12 protein-coding genes are annotated in these 11512 nt (G+C 68.8%); 7 read left to right on the top strand and 5 right to left on the bottom strand.

The window, feature by feature from the left end; genetic code table 11:
* The first annotated feature begins 11 nt into the window (after nucleotides 1–11).
* Nucleotides 12–422, top strand: a complete 411-nt coding sequence (locus MicroSTF_RS10190) for an MmcQ/YjbR family DNA-binding protein (protein WP_322955345.1) — start codon at nucleotides 12–14, stop codon at nucleotides 420–422.
* A 146-nt stretch (nucleotides 423–568) separates the two neighbouring features.
* Here the strand turns inward: MicroSTF_RS10190 and MicroSTF_RS10185 are convergent, their stop codons facing one another.
* Nucleotides 569–1567, bottom strand: coding sequence for an SEC-C domain-containing protein (locus MicroSTF_RS10185; RefSeq protein ID WP_322955343.1), 999 nt, complete (start codon nucleotides 1565–1567; stop codon nucleotides 569–571).
* Nucleotides 1568–1620: 53 nt separating this feature from the next.
* On the opposite strand from MicroSTF_RS10185, the gene MicroSTF_RS10180 reads away from it, so the two are divergent.
* Nucleotides 1621–1989, top strand: a complete 369-nt coding sequence (locus MicroSTF_RS10180; RefSeq protein WP_029259327.1) for a VOC family protein — start codon at nucleotides 1621–1623, stop codon at nucleotides 1987–1989.
* A gap of 18 nt (nucleotides 1990–2007) precedes the next feature.
* Here the strand turns inward: MicroSTF_RS10180 and MicroSTF_RS10175 are convergent, their stop codons facing one another.
* The gene (locus MicroSTF_RS10175) at nucleotides 2008–2595 is read right to left on the bottom strand and encodes a hypothetical protein (protein WP_029259326.1); all 588 of its coding nucleotides are present in this window, start codon (nucleotides 2593–2595) and stop codon (nucleotides 2008–2010) included.
* A 125-nt stretch (nucleotides 2596–2720) separates the two neighbouring features.
* Between MicroSTF_RS10175 and MicroSTF_RS10170 the strand changes: the two genes are divergently transcribed.
* Nucleotides 2721–3953 carry a glycosyltransferase gene (locus MicroSTF_RS10170; RefSeq protein ID WP_322955342.1) on the top strand — a complete coding sequence of 411 codons (1233 nt, stop codon included), beginning with the start codon at nucleotides 2721–2723 and terminating at the stop codon, nucleotides 3951–3953.
* Between the two features lie 64 nt (nucleotides 3954–4017).
* Complete coding sequence (locus tag MicroSTF_RS10165; protein WP_322955340.1) at nucleotides 4018–5247, top strand: glycosyltransferase; 1230 nt, start codon at nucleotides 4018–4020, stop codon at nucleotides 5245–5247.
* 48 nt (nucleotides 5248–5295) lie between these two features.
* Here the strand turns inward: MicroSTF_RS10165 and MicroSTF_RS10160 are convergent, their stop codons facing one another.
* Nucleotides 5296–5886, bottom strand: coding sequence for a hypothetical protein (locus MicroSTF_RS10160; RefSeq protein ID WP_322955338.1), 591 nt, complete (start codon nucleotides 5884–5886; stop codon nucleotides 5296–5298).
* 43 nt (nucleotides 5887–5929) lie between these two features.
* Nucleotides 5930–6091, bottom strand: coding sequence for a hypothetical protein (locus MicroSTF_RS10155; protein ID WP_021201728.1), 162 nt, complete (start codon nucleotides 6089–6091; stop codon nucleotides 5930–5932).
* 84 nt (nucleotides 6092–6175) lie between these two features.
* Between MicroSTF_RS10155 and MicroSTF_RS10150 the strand changes: the two genes are divergently transcribed.
* The gene (locus MicroSTF_RS10150) at nucleotides 6176–7150 is read left to right on the top strand and encodes a GlxA family transcriptional regulator (RefSeq protein ID WP_029264752.1); all 975 of its coding nucleotides are present in this window, start codon (nucleotides 6176–6178) and stop codon (nucleotides 7148–7150) included.
* 26 nt (nucleotides 7151–7176) lie between these two features.
* Here MicroSTF_RS10150 and MicroSTF_RS10145 read toward each other — a convergent pair whose 3' ends face one another.
* Complete coding sequence (locus MicroSTF_RS10145) at nucleotides 7177–7878, bottom strand: NRDE family protein (protein WP_021201730.1); 702 nt, start codon at nucleotides 7876–7878, stop codon at nucleotides 7177–7179.
* A gap of 67 nt (nucleotides 7879–7945) precedes the next feature.
* On the opposite strand from MicroSTF_RS10145, the gene coaBC reads away from it, so the two are divergent.
* Nucleotides 7946–9145 (top strand): bifunctional phosphopantothenoylcysteine decarboxylase/phosphopantothenate--cysteine ligase CoaBC, encoded by a 1200-nt coding sequence (gene coaBC / locus MicroSTF_RS10140; RefSeq protein ID WP_322955333.1) that lies wholly within the window; start codon nucleotides 7946–7948, stop codon nucleotides 9143–9145.
* A gap of 149 nt (nucleotides 9146–9294) precedes the next feature.
* Nucleotides 9295–11505 (top strand): ATP-dependent Clp protease ATP-binding subunit, encoded by a 2211-nt coding sequence (locus tag MicroSTF_RS10135; protein ID WP_021201732.1) that lies wholly within the window; start codon nucleotides 9295–9297, stop codon nucleotides 11503–11505.
* Nucleotides 11506–11512 lie beyond the last annotated feature (7 nt).

Below are 11512 nucleotides of genomic sequence, written 5' to 3'. Positions count from 1 at the left end.
ACGATGGCGTGATGGCGAACATCGACGACGTGCGGGCGATCGCCCTCGCCCTCCCGGGAGCCGAGGAATCGGTGAGCGGTCACACGGGTGAGGCTGCCTGGCGGCTGAAGAGCGGACAGTTCGCGTGGCTCCGCGGCCCGAGCGCGACCGACCTGCGGCAGCTGGCGGAGCTCGGACGTGAGTGGCCCTCCGGCGAGGTGCTCGCGGTGCGCGTCGCCGACCTCGAGGAGAAGGAGGCGCTGCTCGCCGCCGAACCCGATGCCCTGTTCACGATCCCGCACTTCGAGGGCTACCCCGGACTGCTCGTGCGTCTCGACGCCGTCGACGGCGCCCGGATCGAGGAAATCATCACCGATGCGTGGCTGGCGCGGGCGCCCTCCCGCGTCGCGAAGAAGTGGCTCGCGGAGCGCGGGCTGGAATGAGAGAGGCGCGGACGTGGACGTGGGCCAGGCGGCGCGGTCCTCGCTCGCGGCGCTCCCTCGCGATCAAAGCCCCGTCGAGCTCGCTGGATCGGAACCATGTCCGGCCGCGGGCGTCCCCGGCGATCCGCTGCGAGACGAGATGGTCTCTAACCGGGGGGCTTCCATGAAGTATCCGACGGGAGCCAGATTCCTGAGCAGCAGTCGGCGAATGGAAGGCCCGAACCGCACGGGCAATCTTCCTGATCCTCGATCGGTCGATCGGGGACCATGTCTCCCGACGAGAGTGTGTCGTCGTTCTCATCGATCCACTCATTCATGCCGGTACGCCAATACGTGTCCATGCCGAGGTGCCAGGCGGCGGATTCACCCAGGACCTGTGCGGTATCCTCGATCCACCGCGCCGCAGGTCCCAGGAACGCCGTGAAATGCCACCCGGCCAGAACGATATGTGAGAGGCAACCCCCGAATCCCCGGAACTGGACGATGTTGGCCTGTGCCCGTGGGTTGACATCCGGTATGACCGTGTTGGCGAGCCGATAGCCCTCCACGGCGAGTCGGCTCGCAGGGTAGACGTCGGACACGATCATCTTCACCAGCTCATTGGTCTCGCCGCGTGAGAGCGTGTTTCGGGAGTAGAGCGTCGCTGGTGAGAGATGTGCCTTCAAGACGATCCCCGCAAGCGCCCTCTTCACAAGCGTCGTGTCGACACCAGCCAAAAGGACGTCGCCGTCGGACGGCGACGCCGTGACAGAGATGGATGTGAGCGCTGGGGTTGTGCCGCTGGTCAGGGTGGAGAGGTAGCGCTCGGCATCTCCCAACCGCTGGTCACACTCCCGGCAGAACAGGTAGCTCTTGATGAAGTCCTGTCGTTTCGTGACGACGCCGCGAGAGTTGTAGACGCCGAGCAGCCCGCCTTCGTTCTTCGCCCAGCGGGCTGCCCACTTCGGCGTGACGTGCCCCAGGACCAACGGCTTGACCGTTCGGCACAGTCCGCATGGCTGAACGACTTCAGCTCTGAGGTCACTCCCGACGATAAGCGACGAGCGAGGCCCTTCGATGATGGCCTCGCGGCTTTGCGTGGGGCGAATCGCACCAGACACGGCTCTCCGCTGTCTCTGCTCCCGTCTCCTCGATGCATTTCCCACGTCGGCAATGTTTCCATAGCATCGACGTGGCAGTGATGCGCTAGAACGGGAGCATGACTTCAGACGTGACGGGGATCGGCGGCCTCTTCTTCCGCAGCAGGGATCCGGAGGCACGGGCCACGTGGTATCAGCAGCATCTCGGCATCAGCGCCGGTCACACCGGCACCTGGCAGCAGGACGCGGGGATGACCGTCTTCGCGCCGTTCCCCGCCGACAGCGACTACTTCGCCGCCGACCAGCAGTTCATGCTGAACCTGCGCGTCACCGACATCGAACAGCTCGCCGTGAGGCTGGAATCCGAGGGCATCCCGGTGGAGCGCCGAGACGAGTGGAACACCGAGGAGTACGGGACGTTCGCCCGCATCCACGATCCCGAAGGTCTCGCGATCGAGCTGTGGCAACCACCGGCGGAATCGTCTTGAACCGAGCCGCTTCCGCGCTCAGGCCGGATCGAGGCGCAGCACGTCGGGCGATTCGCCGCCGGTGAGGTCGTCCGCGATGCGGAGGCTGCGCGCCAGATCGTCGAGCGCGCCGATCAGCGTGCCGAACCGTTCCTTGTCGCTGCACACCGCGGTCAGGGTCACCAGGTGGGTCCCGGTGTCCCAGGTGTACGTCGCGAACGGCGGCGACGCCGGCGACGGCGGCATCGGTACCAGCAGCTTCTCGCCCACGCCGAGCCGGGTGGGGAACGACTCCGTGTCGTCGTAGTCCATCGGCATCGAGGCCCGCGCGATGCGCACATCCGGCGTCAGGACCTGTGCGGTCGCCATCGCCACGACAAGCTCCGGCTCGGCCTTCCACGTCCACACCAGCACGCGTCCGTCTGCCCGCTTCATGAGCATCGGCGCCGCCTGGCTCATCGCCCACGCGCCGAACTTCGAGCCCGGCCGCTCCGTCGCCCCCACGGCCGCATTGACCTGACCGAGCAGCATCCGGATCGCGGCCTTGCGGTGGCGGCGGCCCTTCCAGCCGAGCGAGTCCGTCACGGGAATCCACAGCTGGGGATCGGCGTCGGCAGTCAGTCGCATGGCTCCACGGTATCGGCTGCACCTGAGGGATGCCCGGTACGCCTCGGCCGCGCGAACAGGGCCCTCGGGTAGAGTGGCCAGCGCCCGACCAGGGCTTTCCCTTGGCCGCCACATCGTAAGGCAGCATGTCTGTGACCTCCTCCGACGATCCGATCGATCCGTCGAGCGGCCCCGCCGCCGAACCCGCGCCCCGACCATTGAAGATCGTGATCGGCTGCGACACGTTCGCGCCCGACATCAACGGCGCCGCCCGGTTCGCCGAGCGTCTCGCCGCCGGCCTCGTGCAGCGCGGCCACGACGTGCATGTCGTCGCCCCCAACCAGGCCTATCGCCGTGCGCAGCCGCACACCGAGGTGATCGAGGGCGAGCCGATGACGCTGCACCGTCTGCCGTCGTTGCGCTGGGCGCCGCACGACTGGCTGCGCTTCGTGTGGCCGTGGCGCTCGAAGCACTACGCCCGCAAGGTCCTCGACCATGTGCAGCCCGACGTCGTGCACATCCAGTCGCACATCGTGATCGGCCGCGGTCTCGCGTACATCGCGCACGAGCGCGGGATACCGGTCATCGCCACGAACCACGTCATGGCCGAGAACATCCTCGACCACACGACCATGCCGAAGTTCATCGACGACCTGGTCCTCAAGTTCGCCTGGGCCGATGCGAAGCGCACCTTCGACATGACCCGCGCGATCACCACTCCCACCCGTCGCGCCGCCGACTTCCTCGAGAAGACCGTCGAGGTGAAGGGTGTGATCCCGGTCAGCTGCGGCATCGACCGCACGCAGTACACGCCGGTGATCGCCCCGCGCGACGAGAACCGGATCATCTTCGTCGGCAGGCTCACCGCCGAGAAGCAGGTCGAGGTCATCCTCAAGGCGATGACGAAACTCGACCCGGCGCTGGAGACGACGTTCGACATCGTGGGCGGCGGCGATCAGCGCAAGCAGCTGGAGCACCTGACCGCGCAGCTCGGACTCGCCCACCGTGTGACCTTCCACGGACGGACGAGCGATGAAGAGCTCCGCGCCCTGCTGTCGCGCGCGAGCCTGTTCGTGATCGCCTCGATCGCCGAGCTGCAGTCCATCGCGACGATGGAGGCCATGGCCTCGGCTCTGCCGATCGTCGCCGCGGACGCCGTCGCCCTTCCGCACCTCGTGCACCACGGTGAGAACGGATACCTGTTCGAGCCGGGGAACGTCGATGCGCTCGCCGCGCGCCTCACCGACGTGCTCACGGCGGAGCCCGCGGAATACCAGCGGATGCAGCAGGCATCGCTCGACGGCGTCGCCATCCACGACATCAACCGCACCCTCGACACCTTCGAGGCGCTGTATCGCGACGAGCCGCTGCCGGAGTAGCGCCCATGCACGGTACCCCCATCCGATCACGCCGCGGTGACGCGCCGGCGGCGGAGTAGCACGCATGCACATCGTCTTCTTCGGCGACCAGCACCTCGACTCGCTCGGCGGTGCGCAGGTGTCGATGCGGCTCCAGCGGGAGTTCCTCGAGCGTGCCGGTCACATCGTCACCGTGGTCGCCCCGAGGATGCACGGGTCGCGCCGTTCATCCGGCTCGCACGGCGGCGCGTACATCGACCTGCCGTCGATGCCGATCACGACGGATCGCGAGTACGCGATGAGCTGGCCGGGGCGTGGGAGCGACCGCTTCCTCGACACGGCCATGACCCATCGTCCCGCGGTGGATCTGGTGCACGTGCAGGCCGACTTCTGGGGCGCGTTCATCGGGCACCGTTACGCGCAGCGCCACGGCATCCCGGTGGTGCACACCATGCACAACCGTGTCGACGTCGGCATCGCCGCCGTCACCCCGCTGCACGGGCCGGTGCTGGCGGCGCTGAACATCTGGCGCCGGATCGCGATGCGCGGCATCGGAGTCCCCGTGCCCGGCACCGACGGCTGGGCGTTCCTGCGAGGACTCGCCGCCGGAGCATCCGCCGTCACCGCGCCCTCGACGCACTTCGCCCGCCGCCTCGAACAGCACGATGTCTTCCCGCACGTGGACGTGATCTGGAACGGCATCGACGACGACCTCCGCGCGCAGACGCTCGCCGCCGGACCCGCAGACCGCACGCCGGGACGCCCGCGCTTCGTGTGGCTCGGCCGGATGAGCCCTGAGAAGCGACTGCTCCCGTTCCTGGAAGCGTTCATCGCCTCCGGCATCGATGCGGATCTCGAGATCATCGGCGGCGGAGCGCAGCGTTCCGCGGCAGAGAAGATCGTGCGCGGGCGCGGGGGCATCCGATTCGCCGGCCGATTGACCTACCCGCAGACGCTGGCGCGGATCGCCGCGGCCGATGCCCTCGTGCAGACGTCGATCGGCTTCGAGACCCAGGGCATGACCCCGTTCGAGGCGGCGACGCTCGGAACCCCGTCGGTGATCTGCGACCCCGACATCGCGGCGGAGCTCGGCGGCGGACTCTGGGCCGTTCCGGATGCCGAGGAGTCGGCGAGCGGACGAGACCTCGAAGCCCAGCGCACGGCAGCACTCGCCGAGACGCTGCGGCAGGCCGCATCCGATATCGCCGCGGGCACCGCACCCACCCCGCTCCCCGAAGTGGCCGAAGCCTTCCGGCAGTCGTCGCGCACGGCGGCGATGGTCGAGGTCTACCGGAGGGTTCGCGCCGACAGCTGAACCGGCGCCGTCTCAGAGGTAGGTGCCGTCTCAGAGGTAGGTGCCGTCTCAGAGGTACTGGTACAGGGCGATCGTCAGTCCGGTGACGGCGATCCCGATGGCACCGGCCCCCGCGATGCCGACGGCGATGCCCGTGAGCAGCCGATTCGTGGGCCGGCGCACCGCGATCAACCCCAGCACGAGGGCGACGACGTAGGCGAAGAAGCTGAGGATCCCGATGCCGTTGTCGAACGCGAGCATGAACGCGAATCCGCCATCACCGCCGTAGACGAACGGCCGGGCGACGGAGCTGAACAGGTTGACCGCGAGAGTGGCCACCGCGATCACGAACGCCGCGACCGCGAGCGGGTTGCCGGTGCGGGCCTGCGCCGGGGGTATCGCCTGGCCGGGGAACGCGGGATGCCCCGGTGCGTACGCCTGCCATCCGGGAGCGGACGCCGGATACGCGGGCGGAGACGACGGTGGATAGGGCGTCGAGGAAGACTTCGAGGAGGGGGATGAGCCGTCGGGCGCGGGTGCCGGGGACGGAGGCGGCGGGGTCGAGCGCTGCGGCGCGGCTGGATACTGCGCTGCGGCCGGATACTGCGGTGTTGCGGGCAGATGCGCGGTCGGGACCGGAGGCTGCTGAGGCTCGCTCATGACGACGAGCGTAGCCGCCGCTGCGAGGATCGGCGGCAGGCGATCAGCGATAGACGTGCCCGGACTCGGCCTGGTGGCCGACGTCGCGGCCGGCGACGCGCGTCCAATCGGTGGGGGTGCGTCGGTAGCCGTCCCGGCGCAGTTCGATGACGGTGGCGACGGTCGCCCACGCAGCGAGGAGGAGGAGTGCGATGAGGAGTACCATGGCAGAAACGCTACGTTCGATGTCGAACAGCCACGAGTGGCAGAATAGACTATGAACGTCGGAAAACTGCCAACAGGAGTGAGTATGAAGACGGTCGCCTGCGTCATCCAGGACGGGTTCGCGCCCTTCGAGTTCGGCGTCGCCTGCGAGGCATTCGGCCTCGACCGCGCCGACGACGGGGTGCCGAACTTCGACTTCCGCATCGTCGCTCCCCGCGCCGGTGTCGTGACCTCGAAGATCGGCTTCTCGGTCAACGTCGAGCACGATCTGACCTTCGCCTACGACGCCGACCTCGTCGTGTTCTGTCCGCTCCCTCGGGAGAGATGGGGCGACATCGATCCGCTCCTGCTCGACCTCGCCCGTCACGCGGTGGCACGCGACGCCTGGGTGATGAGCGTGTGCAGCGGGTCGTTCATCCTCGCCGCCGCAGGAGTGCTCGATGGTCGGCGCGCCACCACGCACTGGATGTACGCCCACGTCATGGCCGACATGTACCCGCAGATCGACATCGACCCCGACGTGCTGTTCGTGCAGGACGGCAAGATCATCACGAGCGCGGGCACGGCCGCCGGGATCGACGCGTGCCTGCACCTGCTGCGGCAGGAGGTGGGAGCGGAGCTCACCAACCGCATCGCCCGCCGCATGGTCGTGCCGCCGCAGCGCGACGGCGGGCAGGCGCAGTTCATCGATCGCCCGATCCCCGTGGTTCCCACCGACTCGCTCGCGGCCGTCGCCGACTGGGCGGTCGAGCACCTGCGTGACGACCTCGGCGTCGATCAGCTGGCGGCAAAGGCCCTGATGTCACCGCGCACCTTCGCCCGTCGGTTCAAGGCCGAGTACGGCGCGACACCCGCGGCCTGGTTGGCGCGTCAGCGCATCATCCATGCGCAGCGGATGCTGGAGCGCACCGACCTGCCGCTCGAGCACATCGCCGACGAATGCGGGTTCGGCTCGGCGGCCGTGCTGCGGCAGAACTTCGCCCGGGTGCTCGGCCTCACCCCCACGGCCTATCGCGCGCGGTTCTCCTGTGCCGAGGAGTCGGCTGTTCCCGCCGCCTGAGCGGGTATCGGCTCCTCGGCGGTCCGCTACTCGGTCCAGTGGGCCGGCGAGGGGAGCGTGACGTCGTTCACCTCGACGCCGCCGGGGGTCACCGTGGCGATGCAGTACAGCAGCGACTGCGTGGGGTAGCCATGCGGACGGTTGTCGCGGATGATCGCCCGGTCATCCTCCGCGGGCAGCGCGGTCGAGGAGGCGAGCAGCGCGGTCCACTCCGTCGTCCAGTCGTCGCTGTCAGCCGTCGGTCCTAGGGCGCGGAACTCCGGCAGCCAGGCCTCGATGCGCGGGGTCGTCGCGTCGTCGAGGTCGTCATGCGCGATCATGTGCGTGCCGGGATCGATGGTCGTCTCGCGCAGCTCGACACCGTCCCACGACAGCACCCGTGCACCCTCGGGGCGCACCTCGAGCAGGTTGAAGCCGTGCATGGCCAGCGGGGCGACGGGGGAGCGGCCCCTCACCGATTCCAGCGCGAGAGCGCCACGAGAGACGGCGCGCGCATCGGGAAGGCCGCCCACGTCGGCGCGGTTCAGCAGCACGGCGAGCCGACGTTCGGCGGGGTTCGCGGCGAGCCAGGCGCCACCGGCGCGGCGATCGCGGATCCCGACCACGCCGGGGTAGTCCTCCGGCCACCAGGCTCCGAGCGAGTCCCATGCGCGTAGCGGGTCTTCATCGCGGACCGCGAGAAGACGTGCGGATCCGGCATTCTCGACATCGATCACGACCGTGCACACGGACCCCAGTCTAGGTCGGGGATGAGGTGTCGGCCCATGGCGGCGGATGCTGGGGCAGAATCGAGACGTGAACATCGTCGTCGGAGTCACGGGCGGCATCGCCGCGTACAAGACGGTGCACCTCGTGCGCCTGCTCACGAAGGGTGGGCACGACGTGACCGTGGTGCCCACCGAGGATGCGTTGCGCTTCGTGGGATTGCCCACATGGGAGGCGATCAGTCGGCACCCGGTCACCACGAGCGTGCATGATGATGTGGCGAAGGTGCGGCACGTGGCTCTCGGTCAAGCCGCCGAGCTGGTGATCGTGGCACCCGCGACCGCGAACTCCCTCGCGAAGATCACCGCGGGCCTCGCCGACGACCTGCTGGGCACCACGCTGCTCGCCACCGAGGCCCCGGTGCTGCTCGCTCCGGCGATGCACGCGGAGATGTGGCGGAATCGCGCGACACAGGCGAACATCGCCACGCTGCGTGAGCGCGGCGTCCACATCGTCGGCCCGGCCGACGGAGAGCTCGCCGGCGGTGACAGTGGACCCGGCCGCATGTCGGAGCCGGAGGACATCTTCGCCGCGGCGCAGGCGCTGCTGGCCCCCGGTGACCTCGCCGGGGTGCGGGTCGTGGTGTCGGCCGGCGGCACGCGGGAGCCGATCGACCCCGTGCGCTTCCTGGGCAACCGCTCCAGCGGCAGGCAGGGCGCGGCTCTCGCGGCCGAAGCCGCCGCGCGCGGTGCCGAGGTCACCCTGGTCTCGGCCAACATCTCGGGCGATGTGCTCGCCGAGGTGCGGCATCCGTCGATCCGCATCGTGCCGGTCGGCGCGGCGGCGGAGCTCTCCGCGGCGATGAAGCGGGAATCCGCCGACGCCGACGTGGTCGTCATGGCCGCGGCGGTCGCGGACTACCGCCCGGTCGAGGTGTCGGACCGCAAGCTCACCAAGGAGGGCGGCGGGATACCGGCCATCGAGCTGGTCGAGAACGAGGACATCGTCGCGGCGCTCGCCTCGTCACGCCGACCGGGGCAGCTCGTCGTCGGTTTCGCGGCGGAGACCCCGGAGGACGAAGCCGAACTGCTCGCCCGCGCGCGCGGCAAGCAGCAGCGCAAGGGCGTCGACCTGCTGGTGGTGAACGAGGTCGGCTGGGAGCGCGGGTTCGAGTCCGCCGAGAACGCGGTGCACATTCTCGGACCGGGTGGTGTCGACGCCGGGGTGGCATCGGGGTCCAAGCGCGCCGTCGCGGCGGCGATCTGGGATGCCGTCGAGCGCGAGCGCTGAGCGCAGGATCGGCGACGGCGGGCGGGGGAACGGACTGGAGGAGAATCTCGGCGAGTGCTAAACTTGAGTCAACACAACTCAACTTTGATCCCGCCTCCCGATCCGGCAGGCGGGAGACGACCAGAAGGAGCATCTCCAAGGAGGAGCGCATGACCACCCCGCAGACCGGCAACCAGAACCAAGAGCAGCAGTCCGCCCTCGAGCAGTTCGGCATCAACCTGACCGACCGCGCCCGCGAGGGCAAGCTCGACCCCGTGATCGGACGAGACAGCGAGATCCGTCGCGTCAGTCAGGTGCTCACCCGCCGCACGAAGAACAACCCCGTGCTGATCGGTGAGCCGGGCGTCGGCAAGACCGCCGTCGTCGAAGGACTCGCCCAGCGCATCGTCGCGGGCGATGTCGCCGAGTCCCTCAAGGACAAGGAGCTGGTCACCCTCGACATCTCCGCCCTCGTGGCCGGCGCCATGTACCGCGGGCAGTTCGAGGAGCGGCTGAAGCAGGTGCTCAAGGAGATCACCGAGTCCGACGGACAGGTCATCACGTTCATCGACGAGCTGCACGTGCTGATGGGTGCCGGCGGTGGCGAGGGGTCGGTCGCGGCCTCCAACATGCTCAAGCCCATGCTGGCCCGCGGTGAACTGCGCCTGATCGGCGCGACCACTCTCAACGAGTATCGCGAGTTCATCGAGAAGGACGCCGCACTCGAGCGCCGCTTCCAGCAGGTCTACGTCGGAGAGCCCTCGGTCGAGGACACGATCGCGATCCTCCGCGGACTCAAAGGTCGCTACGAGGCCCACCACGGGGTCACGATCTCCGACAGCGCCCTCGTCGCCGCCGCCGCACTCTCGAGCCGCTATCTTCCCGCGCGCCAGCTTCCCGACAAGGCGATCGACCTGATCGACGAGTCGATGTCGCGGCTGAAGATGGAGATCGACTCGTCTCCGGTCGAGATCGATCAGCTCAAGCGCCAGGTCGACCGCATGAAGCTCGAAGAGCTCGCGCTCAAGCGGGAGAAGGACGCCGCCTCCAAGGAGCGTCTGAGTGCCCTGCGCGAGCAACTCGTCGGCATGGAGAAGCAGCTCGCCGAGCTCGAGGCCCGGTGGGCGCGCGAGCGGCAGGGGCTGAACCGGGTCGGTGAGCTGAAGAAGCAGCTCGACGACGCGATCACCCAGCGTGACCTCGCCATGCGCAACGCCGACTACACGAAGGCCTCGAAGCTGGAGTACGAGACCATCAAGCGTCTGGAGCGCGACATCGCCGAGGCCGAGCAGGCCGAGGCCGCGACGCCGGCGGAACCCCGCATGGTCAACGAACAGGTCACCGACGAGGACATCGCCGCCGTGATCGCCGCGTGGACGGGTATCCCTGTCGGGCGTCTGCTGCAGGGCGAGAGCGAGAAGCTGCTGCACCTGGAGCAGGAGCTCGGCAAGCGCCTGATCGGTCAGAAGGACGCCGTGAAGGCCGTATCGGATGCCGTGCGCCGTTCGCGTGCGGGTATCAGCGACCCCGGTCGGCCGACCGGATCGTTCCTGTTCCTCGGCCCCACCGGTGTCGGAAAGACCGAGCTGGCCAAGGCGCTGGCCGAGTTCCTCTTCGACGACGAGCACGCCATGGTGCGCATCGACATGTCGGAGTACGGCGAGAAGCACTCGGTCTCGCGACTCGTCGGTGCCCCTCCCGGATACATCGGATACGAGCAGGGTGGTCAGCTGACCGAGGCTGTGCGACGCCGCCCGTACAGCGTGATCCTGCTCGACGAGGTCGAGAAGGCGCACCCCGAGGTGTTCGACGTGCTGCTGCAGGTGCTCGACGACGGTCGCCTGACCGACGGTCAGGGGCGCACGGTCGACTTCTCGAATGTGATCCTGATCCTCACGTCGAACCTGGGATCGCCGATCCTCATCGACCCGGTGCTCGCACCCGATGAGAAGCGCGATCAGGTCATGGCCCTCGTGCGGCAGGCATTCCGTCCGGAATTCCTGAACCGACTCGACGACATCGTGATGTTCTCGGCCCTGAGCGAGGACGACCTCGCCCAGATCGTGGAGCTCTCGGTCGACCAGCTGCACGACCGGCTGCGCGACCGTCGCCTCACACTCGCCGTCACCCCCGATGCGCGGGCCTGGCTCGCCGAGCGCGGGTACGACCCCATGTTCGGTGCGCGACCGCTGCGCCGCCTCATCCAGAGCGAGGTGCAGAACAAGCTCGCCACCGCGCTGCTCTCGGGCAACGTGCACGACGGCGACACCGTGCGGGTCGACGTGGCCGCCGACGGGGCGGGCCTCGTGCTCACCTCGACGACGCCCGACCCCGAGCCGGAGGAAGACGACGTGATCGAGGCCGAACTGCTCGAGGACTGAGCCGCTC

The sequence above is a fragment of the Microbacterium sp. STF-2 genome, from assembly GCF_034650155.1.
Classification (GTDB): Bacteria; Actinomycetota; Actinomycetes; order Actinomycetales; family Microbacteriaceae; genus Microbacterium; species Microbacterium maritypicum_A.
This window is presented reverse-complemented; position numbering and strand designations above follow the sequence as displayed.